At 70.2% G+C, this 21,179-nt stretch carries 20 protein-coding genes; 11 read left to right on the plus strand and 9 right to left on the minus strand.

Going from position 1 to position 21,179, the window contains the following annotated elements:
* The coding region (locus tag BGO22_RS00505) for an alpha/beta hydrolase family protein (protein ID WP_286848262.1) at positions 1–399 on the minus strand (399 nt) is incomplete at its 3' end.
* Positions 399–1,241 carry a TauD/TfdA dioxygenase family protein gene (locus BGO22_RS00510; RefSeq protein ID WP_070399645.1) on the minus strand — a complete coding sequence of 281 codons (843 nt, stop codon included), beginning with the start codon at positions 1,239–1,241 and terminating at the stop codon, positions 399–401. The genes BGO22_RS00510 and BGO22_RS00505, both read right to left, overlap by 1 nt.
* 112 nt (positions 1,242–1,353) lie before the next feature.
* Between BGO22_RS00510 and BGO22_RS00515 the strand changes: the two genes are divergently transcribed.
* On the plus strand, positions 1,354–2,151 hold the full coding sequence (locus BGO22_RS00515) for an IclR family transcriptional regulator domain-containing protein (RefSeq protein WP_116959102.1): 798 nt from the start codon (positions 1,354–1,356) through the stop codon (positions 2,149–2,151).
* A 5-nt stretch (positions 2,152–2,156) separates the two neighbouring features.
* The gene (locus tag BGO22_RS00520) at positions 2,157–3,317 is read left to right on the plus strand and encodes an HPP family protein (RefSeq protein ID WP_502686418.1); all 1,161 of its coding nucleotides are present in this window, start codon (positions 2,157–2,159) and stop codon (positions 3,315–3,317) included.
* Here the strand turns inward: BGO22_RS00520 and BGO22_RS00525 are convergent.
* Positions 3,314–4,063: a transporter substrate-binding domain-containing protein gene (locus BGO22_RS00525; RefSeq protein WP_070399850.1), complete on the minus strand. Its 750-nt coding sequence runs from the start codon at positions 4,061–4,063 to the stop codon at positions 3,314–3,316. The genes BGO22_RS00520 and BGO22_RS00525 overlap by 4 nt on opposite strands.
* A 5-nt stretch (positions 4,064–4,068) precedes the next feature.
* Positions 4,069–5,064 carry a Bug family tripartite tricarboxylate transporter substrate binding protein gene (locus tag BGO22_RS00530; RefSeq protein ID WP_204743773.1) on the minus strand — a complete coding sequence of 332 codons (996 nt, stop codon included), beginning with the start codon at positions 5,062–5,064 and terminating at the stop codon, positions 4,069–4,071.
* 229 nt (positions 5,065–5,293) lie between these two features.
* Between BGO22_RS00530 and BGO22_RS00535 the strand changes: the two genes are divergently transcribed.
* From BGO22_RS00535 to BGO22_RS00555, 5 genes are read left to right on the plus strand one after another with little or no spacing between them, the layout of a single operon-like run.
* Complete coding sequence (locus tag BGO22_RS00535) at positions 5,294–6,115, plus strand: alpha/beta fold hydrolase (RefSeq protein ID WP_204743774.1); 822 nt, start codon at positions 5,294–5,296, stop codon at positions 6,113–6,115.
* A complete protein-coding gene (locus BGO22_RS00540) occupies positions 6,112–6,981 on the plus strand; it encodes an FAD binding domain-containing protein (RefSeq protein ID WP_070399641.1) in 870 nt (289 codons plus the stop codon). Before BGO22_RS00535 ends, BGO22_RS00540 begins: the two co-directional genes overlap by 4 nt.
* A complete protein-coding gene (locus BGO22_RS00545) occupies positions 6,978–9,278 on the plus strand; it encodes a xanthine dehydrogenase family protein molybdopterin-binding subunit (protein WP_286848268.1) in 2,301 nt (766 codons plus the stop codon). Before BGO22_RS00540 ends, BGO22_RS00545 begins: the two co-directional genes overlap by 4 nt.
* 14 nt (positions 9,279–9,292) lie before the next feature.
* Complete coding sequence (locus BGO22_RS00550) at positions 9,293–9,787, plus strand: (2Fe-2S)-binding protein (RefSeq protein WP_070399639.1); 495 nt, start codon at positions 9,293–9,295, stop codon at positions 9,785–9,787.
* Positions 9,788–9,806: 19 nt separating this feature from the next.
* Complete coding sequence (locus tag BGO22_RS00555) at positions 9,807–10,469, plus strand: SRPBCC family protein (protein WP_286848271.1); 663 nt, start codon at positions 9,807–9,809, stop codon at positions 10,467–10,469.
* Positions 10,470–10,597: 128 nt separating this feature from the next.
* Here BGO22_RS00555 and BGO22_RS00560 read toward each other — a convergent pair whose 3' ends face one another.
* From BGO22_RS00560 to BGO22_RS00575, 4 genes are all read right to left on the minus strand, one after another.
* Entirely contained in the window at positions 10,598–12,211 is a 1,614-nt protein-coding gene (locus tag BGO22_RS00560; RefSeq protein ID WP_286848273.1) for a GMC family oxidoreductase, read from the minus strand.
* Positions 12,212–12,219: 8 nt separating this feature from the next.
* Positions 12,220–13,719 (minus strand): aldehyde dehydrogenase, encoded by a 1,500-nt coding sequence (locus BGO22_RS00565; protein ID WP_204743778.1) that lies wholly within the window; start codon positions 13,717–13,719, stop codon positions 12,220–12,222.
* A 104-nt stretch (positions 13,720–13,823) separates the two neighbouring features.
* Entirely contained in the window at positions 13,824–14,207 is a 384-nt protein-coding gene (locus BGO22_RS00570) for a RidA family protein (RefSeq protein ID WP_286848275.1), read from the minus strand.
* Positions 14,208–15,425, minus strand: coding sequence for an ABC transporter substrate-binding protein (locus BGO22_RS00575; RefSeq protein WP_204743779.1), 1,218 nt, complete (start codon positions 15,423–15,425; stop codon positions 14,208–14,210).
* 229 nt (positions 15,426–15,654) lie between these two features.
* Between BGO22_RS00575 and BGO22_RS00580 the strand changes: the two genes are divergently transcribed.
* From BGO22_RS00580 to BGO22_RS00595, 4 genes are all read left to right on the plus strand, one after another.
* On the plus strand, positions 15,655–16,062 hold the full coding sequence (locus BGO22_RS00580) for a PaaI family thioesterase (RefSeq protein WP_070399634.1): 408 nt from the start codon (positions 15,655–15,657) through the stop codon (positions 16,060–16,062).
* A gap of 160 nt (positions 16,063–16,222) precedes the next feature.
* Positions 16,223–17,155: a LysR substrate-binding domain-containing protein gene (locus BGO22_RS00585; protein ID WP_070399633.1), complete on the plus strand. Its 933-nt coding sequence runs from the start codon at positions 16,223–16,225 to the stop codon at positions 17,153–17,155.
* A 15-nt stretch (positions 17,156–17,170) separates the two neighbouring features.
* A complete protein-coding gene (locus tag BGO22_RS00590) occupies positions 17,171–18,730 on the plus strand; it encodes a class I adenylate-forming enzyme family protein (RefSeq protein ID WP_204743780.1) in 1,560 nt (519 codons plus the stop codon).
* A 117-nt stretch (positions 18,731–18,847) separates the two neighbouring features.
* The gene (locus BGO22_RS00595; protein ID WP_286848278.1) at positions 18,848–20,293 is read left to right on the plus strand and encodes an NAD-dependent succinate-semialdehyde dehydrogenase; all 1,446 of its coding nucleotides are present in this window, start codon (positions 18,848–18,850) and stop codon (positions 20,291–20,293) included.
* Between the two features lie 24 nt (positions 20,294–20,317).
* Here BGO22_RS00595 and BGO22_RS00600 read toward each other — a convergent pair whose 3' ends face one another.
* On the minus strand, positions 20,318–21,148 hold the full coding sequence (locus BGO22_RS00600; RefSeq protein WP_286848280.1) for a TOBE domain-containing protein: 831 nt from the start codon (positions 21,146–21,148) through the stop codon (positions 20,318–20,320).
* Positions 21,149–21,179: the final 31 nt, after the last annotated feature.

The following is a 21,179-nucleotide window of genomic DNA, read 5'->3' on the forward strand; positions in this document are numbered from 1 at the left end:
GAAGGAATAGCCGATCGCGCCGTCGAGGCGCGCGATGCCCAGCGCGTCGAGCAGGCCACAGGCCGCGTCGGCCATGGCCGCCACGCTGGCGTGGGCGCTGTCGGCGCCGTCCCAGCCGGAGCCATAGGCCGAGCCGGGCAGGTTCATGGTGAGCACCCGGTGGCGCCGCGTGTCCAGTGCCTTGCCGGGACCGGCCCAGGCCGCGGCCCAGCCAGCGTCGGCGGCAGGGCCGTTCGGATCGAGCGCGAAGTGGCTGCCGGTGTAGCCGTGCAGCAGCAGGTAGGCCGGCGCATCCTCTGGTCCCTGGCTCGTGTAGGCCAGGCGGGCACGCACCACGTGGCCGTCGGCGAGCCGCAGGTCGAGTTCGCGGGTACCAGCGTCGCTGGGCGCGTCCACCATCAAACCGGCCTTTCGCCCCGCACGGTGGTCCGGTACAGCGTGCGGTACTGGCCGGCGGGCAGGTCCCGCGTCGTGGCGCTGTGCATGGTGGAGCGGTTGTCCCACATGACCACGTCGCCGGGGCTCCAGCGGAAGTCGTAGCGGAACTGGGGCTGCACCGTGTGGGCGAACAGGAACTCCAGGATCTCGCGGCTTTCTTGCGGCGTCTTGCCGATCACCTCGGCCGTCATGCCCGGGTGGGCGAAGATGGCCTTGCGGCCCGAGTCGGGGTTGGTGCGGACCAGGGGATGGTCCACGTCGGGCGTCTGCTGCTTCTGCGCCTCGGTCATCTCGACCCGCGTCGATTGCGCCGCGTCCGCCTTGCGGCGGTAGCGGTGCACCGCGCGCAGACCCTCCAGCCGCGCCTTCCATTCATCGGACAAGGCCTCATAGGCGGCCTCCATGTCGGCGAACAGGGTGTCGCCGCCCTCCGGCGGGATCTCCAGCGCGTTCAGGATGGTCGCCTTCGCGGGGCGCTCCTGGAAGGCGAGATCGGAATGCCAGTACGAGCCACCGTCGGCGATGCCCATGGGTTGGCCGTCCACCACCCGGTTGGACAGCCGGAAGATCTCCGGATGCTCGGGGTGGTTGTACTGGGACAGGACGTGCACTTCCAAGGGGCCGAAGCGCTGGCTGAACGCCAGCTGCGCCGCGGCGGACAGGTTCTGGTTCTTGAAGCAGAGCAGTTTGCTCTCCACGAACAGGCGGTGGATGGCGCCGAACGCCTCGTCGTCGAAATCGCGCGACAGGTCGAGATCGCGCACTTCGGCGCCGAAGCGCGCGGACAGCGGCTGGACTTGCATAGGACTGAACCCCTCAATTATCGAACAAATGTTCGCCATTTAATCTACCGGACCGGCCGCGGCCTGTCAACGCGCTACATTCGGCGCGCCGGATTCATTGCGTGGAGCGCAGATGCGAGACAAAGAGGTGCAGGACGACAACAGCGAGGGCAAGCGGGAGTTTCTCGATGCCCTGGCCAACGGGCTTCGCCTGTTGAACGCGTACGACGAGAACACGCGCGCCTTCAGCATCCAGTCGGCGGCGGAACTGCTGGGGGTGACGCGGGCCGCCTCGCGGCGCATCCTGCTGACGCTCAGCGAGCTGGGTTACCTGCGCCAGGACAAGCGCGACTTCGAGCTATCGCCCAAGGCCATCGAACTGGGCTACCGCTATTTCCGTTCGCTGGGCCTGTCGGCGGCGGTGCGGCCGCAGCTGCTGGAGCTGTCGCGCCAGTTGAACGTGGGGGCGGCGATCGGCGTGCTGGCGGGCACCGACGTGCTGTTCGTCGAGCGCGTGGAGGCCGACCGGCCGATCAAGCTCGACCTGCGGGCCGGCGACCGCCTGCCGGCCTACGCCCACTCGCTGGGCCGCGCGCTGCTGGCCCAGCTGCCGCCCCAGCGGCTGGCCGAGCACCTGCCCGCGGGCACCATGGCCCGCCATTCCCAGCACACGGTCACCGAGCGCAAGGCGCTGAACGCCGAGCTCGCGCTGGCGCGCCAGCGGGGCTGGAGCTTCGCCAACAGCGAACTGGTGGCGGGCCTGTTCGGCGTCGCCATCGAGATCCCCTCGTGCACGGGCGAGGCCCGGTTCGGCCTGAACGTCAGCTCGATCGGGCAGCCCTGGAGCGTCTCGCACATCGAGCGCCACATCGTCCCGGCGCTGCGCGCCTGCGCCCAGCGCCTGCAGATGCTGACGGACACGCTGGGTTGAACGCGCTGGTGCGACAGGGCCGGCAGGCGCTGCAGCGCCTGCTGCCCGAACTCCTGCTCTCGCTGCGCGCGCTCTGGCCCGCCGCGCCTGGCATCGACGCGCGCGAGAAATGGCGCGCCTGCATCGGCGCCGCGCTGGGCATTCTCGTCGCCGGGCTGGGCGCCACCTGGCTGGCGCCCGGCAACGGCCACCCCGCGCTGGCCACCGCGCTGGTGGCGCCGCTGGGCGCCAGCGCGGTGCTGGTCTTCGTGGTGCCGTCGAGCCAGCTGGCCCAGCCCTGGTCGGTGATCGGGGGCAACACCTTGTCGGCCCTGGTGGGCGTGGCCTGCGCCCTCTGGGTGCCGCACCCGGCCGTGGGCGCGGCGCTGGCGGTGGGCCTGTCCATCGCGCTCATGCTGGCGCTGCGCTGCCTGCACCCGCCGGGCGGCGCCTCGGCCCTGCTGATGGTGCTGATGGGCAGCCACGACTTCGGCGTCGCGCTGCAGCCCGTGCTGTTGGACTCGGCGTTGATGGTGGCGGCCGGCCTGCTCTACAACAACCTCACGCGGCGGCGCTGGCCGCACGTGCACCACCCGGTGCCCACCGAGCCCGGCGGCGCGCGCCTGACCAGCCGCGACCTCGACGCCGCGCTGGCCCACTACAACCAGGTGCTCGACATCAGCCGCGAAGACCTGCAGGACCTGATGCAGTACGCCGAGGCCGCGGCCTATCAGCGCACCATGGGCGAGCTGCGCTGCACCGACGTGATGACGCCCGACCCCGTGATCGCGCGCCCCGAGATGCCGCTGCGCCAGGCCTGGGCGCTGATCCGCCAGCACCGCGTGAAGGCGCTGCCCGTGGTGGACCGGCAACACCACCTGGTGGGCATCGTCACGGTGTCCGATTTCATGCGCCAGGTGGACATGGACGTGCACGAGGGCGTGAACTTCCGCCTGCGCGCCCTGCTGCGCCAGATGCACCGGCCGGCGCCCCGGCACACGGTGGGCGAGATCATGACGCGCCAGGTGCGCGTGGCCAGCAGCGACCGACCGCTCACCGAGCTGGTGCCGGTGTTCTCCGACGGCGGGCACCGCCACCTGCCCATCATCGACGCCGAGCGCCGGCTGGTGGGCATCGTCACGCAGTCGGACCTGATCCGTGCGATGGACGCGGCGGTGCGGGGCTAGGAATTGAGTGGTGGCGCCACCCGGGCACCGGTGATGCCGTGGCGCTCCAACGCTTGCGCCACGAAGCCGCTGGCCTTCATGTCCTCGACGAAATCCCGCACCACCGCCAGCGCCCCATCGCTGCGGTCCACCGGCACCGCCATCGCCTGCTGGATCACCATGAAGTTGCCCGGCAACAGGCGCAGGCGCGCCGTCGACAGGCGCTGCTGGTCCGCCAGCAGCTGCTGGCGCACGCCCGCCGCCACCTCCGCGCCCTGGCGCAGGAATTCGTCCACCACCGTGGGCGACGTGGCGGCGCGCACGAGGCTGGCGTGTTGGAGCTCGCGCGTAAGGAAGAGATCGTAGGCGCTGCCCTGGCCCACCACCACGCGGATGCCTTCGCGGTCCACCTCATCCCGGTGGGTGAGGGGCGAATCCTCCAGCACCAGGTAGGCGCCTTCAATCAGCACATAAGGCGCGGCGAAGCGCAGTTGCGCGGCGCGCTGCGGGTCCAGTGCGAAGAAGCCGATGTCGGCCTGCGCGCGCGCGATGGCGGCCACGGACTCGCCCGCGCTCTCGAACAGCACGGTCTGCAGCGCCAGGCCCAGCCGCTGCGCGAGCGACTGCGCCAAATCCAGCGAGACGCCGCGCGCCTGGCCGCTGTCCGGGTCGCGCGACGCCAGCACGGGATTGCCGAAGTTGATGGCGGCGCGCAACGCGCCGGTGGGGGCGATCTGGCGGACGAGCGAGGCGTCGATGGTAGGCATGGGCGTCATTCCGGCCGGATGTTGGCCTTCTGCACGATGTCCTTGAAGCGCGTGGCGTCGCTGCGGATGCGCTGAGCGAAGTCGGCGGAGGACATGCCCCCCAGTTCGGCGCCCGCGTCGGCAAAGCGCTTCTTCACGTCGGGCTGCTCCAAGGTCTTCACCACCTCGGCGTGCAGACGGGCCACGGTGTCGGCCGGCACCCCTTTGGGTGCGAACAGGCCCACCCAGTTGGACGCATCCACGTTCTTCACGCCCGCCTCGTTGGCGGTGACCCAGTCCTTGTTGAAGCTGGAACGGCGCGCGGTCGTCAGGCCCAACACCTTCACGCGGCCCGACTGCATGTGCGGGATGACGGCCGGAATGGCCACCACGCCCAGCGCCACCTCGCCCGAGGCCACGGCCGCCGCGGCGGGCGCGCCGCCGCGGTAGGGCACATGCAGCAACCTGGCCCCCGCCTCCATGGCGAACCATTCGCCCGCCAGGTGGTTGATGCTGCCGTTGCCCGGCGACGAGAAGGTGATGCTGCCGGGCGCCTTCTTCGCGGCGGCCACCAACTCCTGCACGGTGTTGAAGGGCTGCTGCGCGTTGGCCACCAGCAGCATGGGGGTGTCGCTGATCATGGTGATGGGCGCGAAGTCGCGGTCAAGCTCGTAGGGAACCTGGGGGAACAGCGCGGGGTTCACCGCGAATTCGCCGGTGTGGGCCGCCAGCAGGGTGTACCCGTCGGCCGGGGCCTTGGCGGCGGCGGTGACGGCGATGAAGCCGTTGCCGCCCGGCTTGTTCTCCACCACGAAGTTCCAGCCCAGGCGCTCGCTCAGTTTCTGCGTGAGCAGGCGCGCAGTGGTGTCGACCACGCCGCCGGGAGCGAAGGGAACGATGACGCGGATGGGGCGGGTGGGGTAGTCCTGCGCGAACGCGGACGCGGGCAGCAGGGCGGGCGCGGCCATCAGCGCGGCACAAGCCAGCAGTGCTGAGCGGCGGCTCTGGGTCGAACGGGTCATGCGATGTCTCCTCTGTGGGTGTGTGGGTGAATCCGGGCCGCGATGCTTTTGGAGACGGCGCGAGCGCGCAAACGATTTCCATTGCTTGCCGCCATGAAGCGTTTTCATGGCGTGTGGCCAGCCCCGGCACCCACCAGGGCGCCGATGGTGAGGCATGAAAGACTTTCATTCGCTCCACCGAAATTTCTCGTTTGAAAGGGCGCGGGGCGACGGCCAGAATCCGCGCCCTATGACGAACGAAGGACCCGGCGCGACCCACCGCGCCAGCGATGGCCCGACCATCGCTTACAGCGCTCACCTGGTGGCGAAGGACCGGCCGGTGATGGCCCTTGTGCACTCGCTGGGCATGGACCACAGCTTCTGGCAGGCGGTCAGTGACGGGGTGGGTGAGCGGGCTTCGGTGGTGGCCATCGACGCGCGCGGCCATGGCCGTTCGGACGTGGGCACGCCGCCTCTCACGGCCGGGCGCATGGCGCTGGACCTGCGCGAGGTGCTGGACCACCTGGGCATCGAGCGCGTGGTGGTGGGCGGCGCGTCCATGGGTGGCTGCGTGGCCTTGCAGTTCGCGCTCGACCACCCCGAGCGCAGCGCGGCGCTTGCGCTGATCGACACCACGGCCTGGTACGGCCCCACGGCGCCGGCCGACTGGGAGGGGCGCGCCCAGAAAGCCATGGCCCATGGCCTGGCCTCGCTGACCGACTTCCAGGTGACGCGCTGGTTCAGCGACGCTTACCGCGAGCGCGAACCCGAGGCCGTGAAGCATTGGGTGAATGTGTTCCTGCGCAACGACATGCAAGGCTATGTGGAAGCTTGCCGCATGCTGGGTTCTTTCGACGCGCGCGCGCGCCTGGGCACGCTGCGCTTGCCCACGCTGGTGCAGGTCGGCGAAGAAGACTTCGCCGCGCCGGTGGCGATGTCGCAAGCCTTGCACGAGGCCATCGCTGGCTCGACGCTGGACGTGATTCCCGGCGCGCGCCACCTCACCCCGCTGGAGGTGCCCCAGCGGGTCGCCGACGGCCTTCTGGAACTTTGCGCACAGGTGCGGTCATGACACCGTTTGAATTCCTGCTCCCGTACTCGCTGGACGAGGCCTTGTCGCTGCTCGACCCCGAAGACCCGAACGTGCGCCCCGTGGGCGGCGGCACCGCGGTGATGCTGATGATGAAGGCCGGCGTGCTGCGGCCCACGCGCCTGGTGAGCCTGCAGCGCATCGGCGAGCGGCACTCGCGCGTCGAGCGGCGCGCCGATGGTTCGCTGCTGATCGGCGGCTTGGCTCGATTGGCCGACATCGAAGCGAATGCCACGGTGCGCGAGGGCTGGCCCCTGCTGGCGCAGGCGCTGCGCGGTGTGGCCAATCCGCGCGTGCGCGCGGTGGCCACCCTCGGCGGCAACCTGAGCCACGCCGACCCGCACATGGACATGCCACCCGTGATGGCGGCGCTGGGCGCGACGGTGGTGATCACCGGCCCGAGCGGCTCGCGCGAAGTGCCCGCCGACGCACTGTGCACCGGGTACTACGAGACCGTGGTCAGGCGCGACGAGCTCATCACCGAACTGCGCGTGCCGCCGCAGGCCGGACCGGGCGCGTACCTCAAGCTCACCACGCGGGCCGCGCACGACTGGCCCGCGCTGGGCCTGGCCGTGGTGCTGGGCCTGCAGGGTGAGCGCGTCACCAGCGCGAGCATCCTCACCGGTGCCGCCACCGACAGCCCGACCCGGTTGCGCAACGCGCAGTCCATCCTGGTGCAGCGCGGCCTGAGCGCGCCGGTGCTGCGCGAAGCGGCCGAGGCCGCCGTCGCCGAGGCGCCGCTGGTGGCCGATGCGCATGGCAGCGCCGCCTACAAGCGCCAGCTGCTGCGCGTGGCCTTGCCGCGCGCCGTGCAGGCCGCCCTGAACCGCACGCGGAGCCACGCATGACCGCCAACCCCAACGCCACCCTGTCACCCGAGCCGCAAATCGGCCGGCGCCTGGACCGCCTCGAGTCGGTGGCCAAGGTCACCGGCGCCGCCGACTACACGCACAACCTGGAGTTGCCGCGCATGCTGCACGCCAAGGTCGTGCGCAGCCCGCACGCGCACGCGCGCATCCTGGGCATCGATACGCGCGAGGCCGCGGCCATGCCGGGCGTGGTGCACGTGGTGACGGCGCGCGAGGTGATGCGGCTCATTCCCGACCCGCACTACGGCCCGGCCTTTCACGACCAGCCCATCCTCGCCATCGAGAAGGTGCGCCATGTGGGCGAGCCGGTGGCCGTGGTGCTGGCCAATGACCCGCACGCCGCGGAGGCCGCAGCCGGCCTGGTGAACGTGGACTACGAGGTGCTGCCCGCCGTGTTCGACGAGGTCGAGGCCGCGGCATCGAAGGTCCTGGTGCACGACGCGCTCAAGCCCGCCGGCACGTTCCCCGACCTGAAGCACCTGGCGGGCCGCAAGGGCACCAACGTGGCCCTGGACTACCACCTGCGCCACGGCGACGCGGACAAGGCCTTCGCCGAGGCCGCGCACGTGTTCGACCACACCTTCAAGACCCAGCAGGTGATGCACGTGCCCATGGAACCCATGGTGACCGTGGCCGAGCCGCAGGACGGCGGCCTGCTGATCCACACCGCCTCGCAGAGCCCCTCGTTCGTGCGCATCGAGATCGCGCGCCTGCTGGGCTGGCCCGAGAACCGCGTGCAGGTGAAGACACGGCTGCTGGGCGGCGGGTTCGGCGCCAAGCTCTACATCAAGCTCGAGGCCCTGGCCGTGGCGCTGGCCCTCATCGCGCGCCGCCCGGTGCGCGTGGCGCTGACGATGGAAGAGCAGTTCTACACCATCACCAAACACGCCACCACCTTCCGCATCCGCAGCGCGGTCAATGCCGAAGGACGCATCACCGGCCGCCGCTGCGAGGTGTGGTGGAACGGCGGCGCATACGCCGACATCGGCCCGCGCGTGACGCAGAAATCCGGCTTCACAGCCGGCGGCCCTTACGACATCGCCAACCTCGACATCGATTCGTACCAGGTCTACACGCACCTGCCGCCGGCCGGCGCGTTCCGCGGCTTCGGCATCACGCAGGTGGTGTGGGGCTACGAATGCCAGGCGGACCTGATCGCGCGCGAACTGGGCATGGACCCGCTGGACTTTCGCCGCCTGAACCTGCTGGAGAACGGTCGCCCGCACGCGACCGGCACGGTGATGAAGGACGCCGCGCTGCGCCTGGTGCTGGACACGGTGGCCAAGCGCATGCAATGGGACCGCCCGATCGAACGCGGCACCGGCACCCTGCGACGCGGGCGCGGCATCGGCCTGGGGTTCAAGGCCCTGGTGGCACCCACAACGTCGGTGGCCACCATCAACCTGGGCGGCGATGGCAGTTGTGTGCTGCTCATCAGTACGGTGGACATGGGCCAGGCCTCGGACACGGCGATGGCCATGGTCGCGGCCGACGCGCTGGGCCTCAAGGCCGAGCAGATCCGCGTGGTGCACCCCGACACCGACGTGACGCCCTACGACATGGCCACGCTGGGCTCGCGCTCCACCTTCCACATGGGCAACGCGGTCAAGCTCGCCGCGCAAGACCTTCTGGCCCAGCTCGCGGCCCTGGCCGACGAACTGGGCCAGCCATTCAACGGCATCGCCGACGCCGGCGCGCTGCTGCGCAAGAAGTACGGCATGCCCGCGGGCACGCTCGTCGGCACAGGCACCTTCATGCCACCGTACCAGTCACCCGACGCGGATGGCCGCTCGCCCGACATCACGCCCAACTGGATGATCGGCGGCACCGGCGTGGAGGTGGAGGTGGACACCGAGACCGGTCACTTCCGCCTGCTGCGCATCGAGAACGTGGTGGACTGCGGCACGCCCCTCAACCCCAAGGTGGTCGAGACCCAGATCTCGGGCGCGGCCATCATGCAGCTGGGCATGGTGCACCTGGAGAAGATGGCGTTCGACGCCGAGGGCCGGCTGCGCAACGCGTCCTTCTCCGAATACAAGATCCCGGGCATCCACGACATCCCCGAACACTTCGGCTGCGAGGCCGTGGACGCGCAACAGGGCACCGGCCCCTACGGCGCCAAGGGCCTGGGCGAAAGCGGCTGCTTCGGCGTGGCATCGGCCGTGGCCGATGCCATCCACGACGCCGTGGGCGTGCGCCTGTTCTCGCTGCCCATCACGCCCGAGGCGGTGATGCGCGCACTGCTCGCGCAGCGCGGCGAATCGCTCGACGACTGACCTTCCTAAACACCATGAGCACCACCAGCACCCTCATCCAGTTCCGGCTGAACGGCGAGCCCATGGCCCGCCAGGTCGAGTCCTTCCACACACTGGTCGAAGTCGTGCGCGGCTGCGGCCTGCACGGCGCGCGCGAAAGTTGCGGCCAGGGCCTGTGCGGCTGCTGCACCGTCGTGGTCGATGGCCAGGCCGTCACGGGCTGCATCTACCCGGCGCTGCACGCCGACGGCGCCGACATCGCCACCATCGAAGGCGTGGCAAAAGACGGCCGACTCGACCCGGTGCAACAAGCCTTCATCGACGCCGGCGCCTTCCAGTGCGGCTTCTGCACGCCGGGCTTCATCCTGATGGCTCGCCAGCTGCTGGCAAACAACCCCGACCCAAGCGAACACGAGATCCGCCACTACCTGGCGGGCAATCTGTGCCGCTGCGGCGCGTACCCCGAAATCGTGAAGGCCGTGCGACTGGCCGCCGAGCGCCTGCGCGCGCCGGCCGCCGCGGGCCAGTGACCCACCCGAACAGAACACCATGGACATCCAAGGCGAAAAAATTCTCCAGGCCGATCGCGCGAGCGTCTGGCGCGCGCTCAACGACCCCCAGGTGCTGCAGCGGTGCCTGGCCGGCTGCGACACCTTCGAGCCCGATGGCGAGAACCGCTACCGCGTGGCGATGGCCGCCACTGTGGGCCCGGTGCGCGCGCGCTTCGCGGGCAAGCTGGCGCTGCGCGACGTGAACCCACCGACGTCCTACGCGCTGAGCTTCGAGGGCTCGGGCGGCGTGGCCGGCTTCGGCAAGGGCGAGGCGTCGGTGGTGCTGGACGACATGGCCGGGGGCACGCGGCTGCGCTACACGGCGCAGGCCCAGGTGGGCGGGCGCCTGGCACAGGTGGGCGCGCGGCTCATCGATGGCGTGACCCGGCGCATGGCGGACGACTTCTTCACGCGCTTCGTGCGGGAGCTGGGGCGGGGTGACGAGGCCCCGGTGGCCGACACGGGTGCTGCGGTCGCCGCCACCAGTCCGACGGCTGGGGCAATGGCTTCAACGCCCCGCGCCGCGCCGGCGGCGGGCGTCGAGGCGCCAGCGGCTACGCGGACCCCAGCCACGGCGATCGCCGTCGTCGCGGCCGCGGTGTCGGCCACAGCGGCTTCGGTGGCGGTGCTGGCGGCGGTGTTGGCGATGCGAGCGGGCTGACGCCCTCCCGGCGTTTGTCATCCAAGCCCCGGTAGGCGTGAGCCACCGGGGCTTGTCGCATGGGCCATTTCCCATGCGCCGGTTCGACGGCATCTCAAAGCCCAGCCGCTCCTGGGCCTGGACTTGCGTCAGCTTCGCGCGTCCGCCTTGATCATGTCCGCGGCCTTCTCCCCGATCATGATGGCCGTGGCATTGGTGTTGCCCGAGATGATCTTCGGCATGATGGACGCGTCCACCACGCGCAAGCCCTGGAGACCGTGCACGCGCAGGCGCGCGTCGACCACGGCGCGCTCGCCGGTGCCCATGGCGCAGGTGCCCACGGGGTGGAAGATGGTGCCGGCCATCTTGCGGATGCCGTCGAGCAGCTCGGCCTCGTCCTGGATCTCGCGGCCCGGCAGAAACTCCTCGGGCGCATAGCGCTGCATGGCGGGCGCGTTGCACACCTCGCGCAACATGCGCAGGCCCTTCACCACGGTGCGGCAATCGGCCTCGGTGTCGAGGAAGTTCAGGTGGATCGCCGGCGCGGCCAGCGGGTCGGGGCTCTTGAGCGTGACGCTGCCCCGGCTTTCGGGGTGCAGCATGCACACGCCCGCCGTGAAACCCGGGAAGGCGTGCGGCGGATCGCCGAGCTTGTCGTAGGTGATGGGGTAGCAGACGAACTGCAGGTCCGGCGTGGGCTGCGAGGGATCGCTGCGCACGAAGGCGTTCACCAGCGCGGGCGGAATGGTCAGGGGGCCGCGGCGGCGCAGCGCGTAGTCGATGCCCATCCACATCTTTCCCCACAGGCTGTTGGCCTGCTGGTTGAGCGTGACGGTGTCCTTCACGCGCAGCATGGTGCGCGCGGCGATGTGGTCCTGCAGGTTGGCGCCCACGCCGGGCAGGTGGCGCACGCTGGCAATGCCCAGGCGCTGCAAAGCGGCGGCGTCGCCCACGCCCGAGAGCTGCAGCACCTGGGCCGAGCCGATGGTGCCGCCCGACAGGATCACCTCACGCGCCGCCTCGATGCGCCACTCGCGGCCGCCGCGCCGCACCACCAGGCCGCTGGCGCGTGTGCCGTCGAAGCTCACGCGGGTCACCTGCGTTTTCGTCAAGACCTCGAGGTTGGGACGGCTTCGCGCCGGCTTGAGGAAAGCGCGCGCGGTGCTCATGCGCACCCCGTTCTTCTGCGTGACCTCGAAGTAGCCCACGCCTTCGTTGTCGCCCGAGTTGAAGTCCTCGCTGCGCGGAATGCCGCACTGCACGGCCGCGTCGCAAAACGCGTCGAGAACGTCCCAGTGGGCGCGCAGGCCCTCGACGCGCAACTCGCCACCCGCGCCGTGCGTGTCGCTTGACCCGCGGTGGTAGTCCTCGGACTTCTTGAAGTACGGCAGCACCTCGGCCCAGGACCATCCCTGGTTGCCCATGGCGGACCAGCCGTCGAAATCCGCGGCCTGGCCCCGGATGTAGACCATGGCGTTGATGGACGAAGAGCCGCCGAGCACGCGGCCGCGCGGGTACTTGATGCCACGGCCGCCCAGATTCGCGTCGGGCTCGGCCACGTAACACCAGTCGGTGCGCGGGTTGTTGATGGTGTAGAAGTAGCCGATCGGCACGTGAATCCACGGGTACCAGTCGGTCTCGCCGGCTTCCACCAGGCACACGCGCACCGAAGGGTCGGCGCTCAGGCGGTTGGCCAGCACGCAGCCGGCCGAGCCGGCCCCGACGATCACGTAGTCGAAACGGCCAAGAGATTCCTGCGTCATCGTGCGCTTCAGCCCAGCTTGAAGGGGTCGCGCAGCGCGCCGCTCAGCTCCACCCACACGGTCTTGGTCTCGAGGAATTCGTTCATGCCTTCGTGGCCGTTCTCGCGGCCGACGCCGCTGTGCTTGAAGCCGCCGAAGGGCGCGAAAGGCGCGGTGACGCGGTAGGCGTTGATCCACACGCTGCCCGCGCGCAGTTGTCCCGCCACACGGTGCGCGCGCTGAACGTTCTGCGTCCAGATGCCAGCGGCCAGGCCGTAGCGGGTGTCGTTGGCGATCTTCACGGCCTCTTCCTCGGTGTCGAAGGGAATGACCGCGAGCACGGGGCCGAACACCTCTTCGCGCGCGATGTCCATCCGGTTGTGCACCTGGGTGAGCACGGTGGGCTGCACGAAGAAGCCGCCCTGCGGCGCCTGTCGACCACCATAGGCCAGCGTGGCGCCTTCGGCCTCGGCCGACCTCACCATCGACAGGATCTTCTGGAATTGCTGGCCGGTGGCGGCCGGGCCCATTTCGCTGGCCATGTCCAGCGGGTCGCCGAGCTTGATGGCGCTCACGCGCGCCACCAGGCGCTTGACCACTTCGTCGTGGATGGCGCGGTGCACGATGAGGCGCGAGCCGGCCATGCAGGTCTGGCCGGTGGCCGCGTACACACCCGAGATCACGCCGTTGACGGCCGCCTCGATGTCGCAGTCGTCGAACACCACCTGCGGCGACTTGCCCCCGAGTTCGAGGGAGACGCGCGTGAAGTTCTCGGCGCCCGCGCGTGCGATGGCCTTGCCCACGCCGTCGGAGCCGGTGAAGCTGATCTTGTCGATGTCGGGGCTGGAGACCAGCCAGCGGCCCGCGTCGGCCCCGCCGGTGACGACGTTGAACACGCCGGGCGGAAAGCCCGCCTCTTCCACCAGCTCGGCGAAGCGCAAGGTGGACACCGGCGTGTGCTCGGACGGCTTGACGACGAAGGTGCACCCCGCCGCCAGCCCGGGCGCGAGCTTGAACATCAGCAGCAGGCAGGGCGAGTTCCAGGGCGTGATGGCCGCGACCACGCCGATGGGCTCCTTGCGCGTGAAAGCGATGAAATTGGGGCGGTCGCTGGGCAGCACCTCGCCCTGGCTCTGCGTGGCCTGGCCGGCAAAGTAGTACATCCACTCGGGCAGGTACTTCCACTGACCCAGCATTTCGCGCAGCAGCTTGCCGTTGTCCATGGACTCGATGCGCGCCATGCGCTCGGCGTCGCGCGCGATCAGGTCACCCAGTTTGCGCATCAGCGCGGCGCGCTGCTGCGGCGTGGTCTGGCGCCAGGGGCCGTTGTCGAAGGCCTCGCGCGCGGCAGCGACGGCCGCCTTCACGTCGGCCTCGCTGGCGTCGGGTACCGTGGCCCAGACTTTCTGCGTGTAGGGATTGAGGCTGTCCAGCGTCTGGCCGCTGGTGCCAGCGACCCACTGGCCGCCGATGTACATCTGCAGGCGTTCGGTGGCGTCGGCGGCGGGGCTGTTGGTTCGGGTGTCCATTGGTGTTCGAGGAAGTGGCTACGGAGAGAAGAGACCGACCCGCAGTCTAGGAGGCGCGGCGCCTGGGTGCGAGCGATGCTTTTTCATCGCCGCATGAGGGACACTCATTGCGCGGGCGCGGGCGCGCCGTCGCGCGCGACGGCGATGAGCTGGATCTCCACCAGGCAACCGTGGTGCAGCTCGGGCACCGGCACCACGGCACGCGCGGGGCGGTGATCGCCCAGCACCCTGGCGTACACGGCATTGAACGCGGGCCAGTGCGCCACCCCCACCACATAGGCGGTGCACTGGACCACGTCGGTCCAGCCACAACCGGCGGCGCGCAGCACCCGCGCGCAACGGTCCAGCGCGTCGAGCGCCTGGGCCTCGAAACCTTCGGTGTCGGGCGAGGGCAGCACGCCCGAGACGAAGACGAAGCCATTGGCCACCACGGCCTGGGCGTAGTGGCCCGCGGGCGCAGGCAGATCAGGCGCCTGGACGAAGCGCATTCACTTCCAGAGCGCGCACTTGGACTCGGCCTTGGTGTTGAAGGCGTCCTCGCCTTTCACCGTGGCCACCAGGTTGTAGTAATCCCATGGGTACTTGGACTCGGACGGCTTCTTCACCTGCATCAGGTAGTAGTCGTGCACCATGCGGCCATCGGGGCGGATGTAGCCGTCCTTGGCGAAGAAGTCGTTGATCTTCGCGCTCTTGAGCTGCGCCATCACCTTGTCGGCGTTGTCCGTGCCCACGGCCTTCACGGCGTTCAGGTAGGTCATGGTGGCCGAGTAGGCCCCGGCCTGCAGCACGGTGGGCATGCGCTTGGTCTTCTCGAAGTAGCGGCGCGACCACTTGCGGGAATCTTCGTTGAGGTCCCAGTACCAGGCCTCGGACAGGTACATGCCCTGCGTGGCTTGCAGGCCCATGGTGTGGGTGTCGGAGAGAAACTGCATCATGGCCGTCATGCGCATCTTGCGGTTGACGCCGAATTCGGCGGCGGCTTTCACCGAGTTGTGCAGATCGCTGCCGGCATTGGCCAGCCCCAGCACCTGCGACTGGGACGCCTGGGCCTGCATGAGGAACGACGAGAAGTCCGACGCCGACACCGGGTGGCGCACCGAACCCTTGACCTGACCGCCAGCGGCCTTGATGACCTCGGTGGTGTCCTTCTCCAGCGAATGGCCGAAGGCGTAGTCGGCCACCAGGAAGTACCACGACTTGCCGCCCGCCTCGGTCACGGCCCGTCCGGCCACCCGGGCCTGGGCGATGGTGTCCAGCGCGTAGTTGATGGTGTAGGGCGTGCACTCCTCGTTGGTCAGGCGCGCGGTGCCGGCGCCCACCGAGATGTAGACCGTCTTCTTCTCGGCCGAGACCTTGGACATGGCCAGGCCCACGGCGGAGTTCACGCCGCCCAGCAGCAGGTCGACCTGGTTCACGTCGATCCACTCGCGCGCCTTGGTGGAGGCGATGTCGGGCTTGTTCTGGTGGTCCACGAACATCAGCTCGATCTTCTTGCCGCCGACCTGGCCACCGAAGTCTGCGATGGCCATGCGCACGGCCTCGACGCCGCCCGCGCCGTCGATGTCGGAGAAGAGGCCGGACATGTCGGTGGCGAAGCCGATCTTGACGGTGTCCTGGGTGTACTGGGCCTGGGCGGGCGCGGCGGCGGCCAGGCACAGGGCCGCGCCGAGGGACAAGGCGGACTTGGCGCCGGGAAAGGTTTGCATGGTCATCTCCTGCTGCTCGTTCGTGAGTGGGTCCCGTGTCCGCCCCTGCGGGTGGGGGTGCTGCATCGGGTGCGGCGCAGAGTAGCGTCGGGGTATGGGCGGCGCGAGCGATAGTTTTTCATCCGGCCATGAGGGGCCCTCATTCGCGGCGCCGTCACCCGGTTTCCTCTCATGGCCCCATGAATGGCTTTCAGTGGTGGCCATCGGCGGCCTTGCCTAAGCTCCCCCCATGCGCACGCCCAGCCCGATCACGCTCGACAACCCTTTCCTCGAGCACATCGGCGTGCGCCTGGCCGAATGGCACGAGGGCTACAGCGAGTTCCACCTGCCCGTGCGGGCTGAACTGCTCAACCGCCAGGGCGTTCTGCAGGGCGGCGTGCTGTCCACGCTGCTGGACGTGGCCTGCGGCTACGCGGGCCTGTACAGCCCGCCCATGCACGAGCCCACGCACGGCCACACGGTCTCGCTCACGGTCAACTTCATCAACAAGGCGTCGAGCGGCCTGGTGGTCACCAAGGGCTTCCTGGTACAGCGCACGCGCACGCTGTTCTTCGCGCGCGCCGAGGCCTGGCACGAAGGCACGCTGCTGCTGGCCAGCGCGCAGGGCAGCTTCAAGCTCACGGGCCGCTCGCGATGAGCCCCCGCCGTCTCCTCGCCGCGCACGCGGCGCAGCCGGTAACATCGCGTCGCTGGCTTATTCAGGAATGCAGGGGTTGGACGAAAGCGCCGCTGGACGGCGCGCCGCAGAGTTCCCATACGGCGCACGACGCCGGGGCGCAGCAGCCGAGAACCCACGCATGAGACCCTTTATCCCTTCGCTGCAAAGCCTGCTGGCCTTCGAATCGGCCGCGCGCCACCTGAGCTTCACGCGCGCTGCGCAGGAGCTATCGGTCACCCAGACCGCCATCAGCCACCAGATCAAGGCCCTGGAAGAGCGCCTGGAGATCAAGCTGTTCACGCGCAAGCGCAACACGCTGGCGCTCACGCCCGCCGCCTCCGAGTACCTGCGCTCGGTGAGCGAGGCGATCAGCATGCTGGCCATCGCCAGCGACAACACGCGCAAGAAGGTCGTCAACACGGTGCTGGTGATCGCCTGTCTGCCGGCCTATGCGGTGCACTGCCTGATTCCGCGCCTGCCGGACTTCCAGCGCCAGCACCCGGACATCACGGTGCACCTGTCCACCAGCGCCAACTTCGACGAGTTCGACAACAACACGCACGACGTGGCCATCCGCTATGGCTCGGGCCGCTGGAGCGGCATGCGCACCGACCTGCTGCACGGCGAGGAGTTCTTCCCGGTGTGCTCGCCCCGGTTGCTGGACACGATCGGCACCGAGGGCAGCGAGGCCGAGCGTCTGGCGCGCTTCGTGCGCATCCGCACCTACTTCTATTCGCTCTACCAGGACGACTGGCCGGCCTGGCTGGACGCGGCCGGCCACAGCCACGTGCGCTTCGCGGGCGAGTCGGTGTTCCAGCTGCAGTTCACTTCGCAGGCGGCCGCCGTGGAAGGCATGGGCCTGGCCATCGGCCGCACGCCGCTGATCGACCGCGAACTCGCGCGCGGCACGCTGGTGGCGCCCTTCGGCACGCGCGTGGCCTCCAGCTCCAGCTACTTCCTCACCTCGACAACGGCCAAGGCCAAGCTGCGCCGCGTGGAACTCTTCCGTGAATGGGCCCTGGCCAACCTGAGCCTGCCGCCACCGCCGCCCGCGCAGGCCACGGCCGGCTGAGCCCGGCGCCCGCGCATGGAGCCACGCCACGCAGCGTCCGACTGGCTGTCGCCCGCGCAATGGCTCGAGCGCCACGCGGCGCGCGACCCGCTGCGCGCCGCGGTGGTCGACGTCGATCGCGACCAGCGCATCCGCTACGGTGAACTGGCGGCCGTGGTGGACAGCGTGGCCCTGCAACTGCGCGAACGCGGTGTGGGCCACGGCAGCCGGGTGGTGCTGATCATCGACGGCGGCATCGAAACCGTGGTGATGTGGCTCGCCCTGTGGCGCCTGGCCGCCGTGGTGTGCCCCTTCGACATTTCCCAGATCGGCGCCACCGCGACACAAGTCGCCTTCAACACCCTGAAGCCGGCGCTGCTGCTGCACGGCCAGCGCCTGGGCGAGGCCGACATCCCCGCCGGCATGGGCCCGCACCTGCGCTTCGGCCAATGGCCACCGGCGCCCGGCGAACTGGCGGCGATCCGCCTGGAAGCCGCGGCGCACGCACCGCATCAGCGGGCCGCGCTGCACCGGGCCGGGCCGCGCGCGCAGGACTTGGCCGCGGCCTGCTGCACCTCGGGCAGCACCGGGCGCATGAAGATCGTGTTGCACGACCACGCCTCGTACGCGCTCAACGGTCTGGCCAGCACCCACCTCCTCGATCTGCGCCAGAGCGACCACTTGCTCGACTACCGCTCCTTCAGCTGGTATTCGCCGCAGATCCTGAGCCTCATGCCCTTCCTGCAACTGGGGTTCACCTTGCACCTCGCGCGCCAGTTCTCGGCCTCGCGCTTTCCCGAGTGGATCGCCCGCCACGGCATCACCGTGGCGGCGGGCGTGCCCACGGTGCTCAACATCCTGCTGGGCCACCCGCTGGAGCGCCTGCGCGCCAGCTCGGCCAGCCTGCGCGTGATGTCTTCGAGCTCGGCACCGCTGGCCGCGAGTACCTGGGCGCGCTTCGAACGCGAGACGGGCATTTCCATCATCAACCTCTATGGCTCGTCCGAAGGCGGCTGGATCTGCGGCAACCGGCTGGTGGACCGGCGCATCGGTTCGGTGGGCCGGCCGGTGCCGGGCATGGACGTGCACATCCTGGACACACAAGGCGCGCCCTGCGCGGATGGCGAGCCCGGCGAGGTGGTGATCGAGGGCGCCAAGCTCGCGCTGGGCACCTTGCAGCCCGATGGCACGCTGCGTCCCATCCGCGGCCAGGCGTTCCGCACGCGCGACCTCGCGGTGCGCGAGGCCGACGGCGTGGTGCGCCTGCTGGGCCGCATGGACGACCTGGTGATTCGCGGCGGCGTGAAGGTGTCACCCGGCGAGATCGAGGACGCGCTGCTGGCCCACCCCGGCGTGGCCGAGGCCGCCGCCGTGGGCGTGCCCGATGCGATCTACGGCCAGGAGGTGGTGGCCTTCGTGGTGGCGCGCGAGGACGCGGTGCTCGATTCGCCGGCCCTGCAGGCCCATGCGGCGGAACAGCTGCCGCGCGCGAAGCGGCCCCTGGCGGTGTGCATCATCGACGCGCTGCCGCGCAACGCGCGCGGCAAACTGCGGCCCGACGCGCTCCAGGCGCTCTGGCGGGAGATGGTGGGCTAGCCGGGGCGGCGGGCGCGGGCGCGCCCGCCGCCCACCGCGCCCGGTTATGCCGTTTGCGATAGGGTACGGGGCCCGGCCGACGCCGGCCGACCCCCGTCGACCTCCACCACCGCTGCCATGACCACCACCGCCTACCCCAGCACCCAACTTCTCATCGCCAACCAGTGGGTCGACGCCGCCAGCGGCAAGACCATCGACGTACGCAACCCGGCCACGGGCCAGACCATCGGCACGGTGGCGCACGCCGGCATCGAGGACCTGGAGCGCGCGCTGGCGGCCGCGCAGAAGGGCTTCGAGACCTGGCGCGACACGTCGGTTTACGAACGCGCGGCCCTGATGCGCCGCGCCACCGCGCTGCTGCGCGAACGCGCCAGCGACATCGCGCGCGTGCTCACGCAGGAGCAGGGCAAGCCGCTGGCCGAGGCCCGGGGCGAGGTCCTCGCCGGCGCGGACATCCTCGACTGGTTCGCCGACGAGGGCCGCCGCGTCTACGGGCGCCTGGTGCCGGGCCGCAACACGGCCGCGCAGCAGATGGTCATCAAGGAGCCCGTGGGCCCGGTGGCGGCCTTCACGCCCTGGAACTTCCCGGTCAACCAGATCGTGCGCAAGATGGGCGCGGCCCTGGCCACGGGCTGCTCCTTCCTGTGCAAGGCGCCCGAGGAAACCCCCGCGTCGCCAGCCGCGCTGCTGCGCTGTTTCGTCGACGCCGGCCTGCCGCCTGGGGTGGTGGGCCTGGTGTTCGGCGACCCGGCCGAGATCTCCGGTCACCTGATCCCGCACCCCGTGATCCGCAAGGTCACCTTCACCGGCTCCACCGCGGTGGGCAAGCAGCTCGCGGCCCTGGCCGGGCGGCACATGAAGCGCGTGACCATGGAACTGGGCGGCCATGCGCCGGTGATCGTGGCCGAGGACGCCGACGTGGCGCTGGCCGTAAAGGCCGCGGGCGCGGCCAAGTTCCGCAATGCGGGCCAGGTCTGCATCTCGCCCACGCGCTTCCTGGTGCACAGCAGCCTGGTGGAGGACTTCTCGCGCGCGCTCACGCAGCACGCGCAGGGCCTCAAGCTGGGCGACGGCCTGGCCGAGGGCACCACGCTGGGGCCGTTGGCCAATGCGCGCCGCGTGACGGCCATGGCCCAGGTGGTGAAGGACGCGGCCGAGCATGGCGCCGAGGTCCTCACGGGCGGCGAGCGCGTGGGCGAGGCCGGCAACTTCTTCGCGCCCACCATCATCCGCTCGGTGCCGCTGGAGGCCGACCTCTTCAACAACGAACCCTTCGGCCCGATCGCGGGCATCCGCGCCTTCGACCGGCTGGAGGAGGCGATCGCCGAAGCCAACCGCCTGCCGTATGGACTGGCGGCCTACGCCTTCACGCGCTCTTACAAGAACGTGCAGCTGCTGGCCAACCGAGTGGAAGCGGGCATGGTGTGGATCAACCAGCCGGCCACGCCCTCGGCCGAGCTGCCCTTCGGCGGCATCAAGGACTCGGGCTACGGCACCGAGGGCGGTCCCGAGGCGATGGAGGCCTACCTCAACACCAAGGCGGTGTCGGTGGTGGGGATCTGAACGGCGTCTGGCGGGGGCGGGCCTTCAGCTCACCACCGCCAGGATCACGTCCGAGGCCTTGATCAGCGCCGTGGCCTCGGCGCCCGGCGCCAGGCCCAACTCGGCCACGGCGGCCTGCGGCACCACGGCCACCACCTCCAGGCCGCCGTCGCAGCGCAGCAGCACCTCGGCGTTCACCGCCCCGGGCGTCACCGACAGCACGCGGCCGGGGAAGCGGTTGCGCGCCGACACGCGCGCGCCGGCCAGGTCCACCGCCAGCAGCACGGCCGAGGACTTCACCAGGGCGATCACCGCCATCTGCGGGCGCAGCGCCAGCGATTCGGTGCTGCCGCGCGTGACGATGGCCGACAGGCGCAGGCCGCCGGGCAGGCTCAGTTCGATGTCGTCGTTCACCGCGCCGGCCCGCACGGCCGCGACGGTGCCCAACCACTGGTTGCGCGCGCTGGTCTTCATATTCAGTACCTTCAGCAGCGAGAACTCCTGGTCCAGGTCCATGGCGTCCTGTTCGATCAGGCGCAGGAAGCGCTGGTGCACCGCGTGCACCAGCTCGTAGCGGTCGATGAGGCGCTGGCCGAAGTCGGTGAGCCGCGTGGCGCCGCCGCCCTTGCCGCCAATCACGCGCTCCACCACCGGCGCGCTGGCGCGCTGGTTCATGGTGTCGATGGCGTCCCAGGCGGCCTTGTAGCTCATGCCGAAGGCCTTGGCGGCGCGAGTGATGGAGCCGTGCTCGGCCACGGCGCGCAGCAGTTCGACGCGGCCATGGCCGGCCAGGCTGGCGCCACCGGACGACAACCAGAGCGCGCCGTGCACCTCCAGCGGGTTTTTGCTTCTGCGCTTGATTTTCGTCGTCGCCATCGGGGCCGCTCCTGCTGCCATCTCGCTGGCG

The organism is Hydrogenophaga sp. 70-12 (assembly GCF_001897365.1).
GTDB classification, from domain to species: domain Bacteria; phylum Pseudomonadota; class Gammaproteobacteria; order Burkholderiales; family Burkholderiaceae_C; genus Hydrogenophaga; species Hydrogenophaga borbori.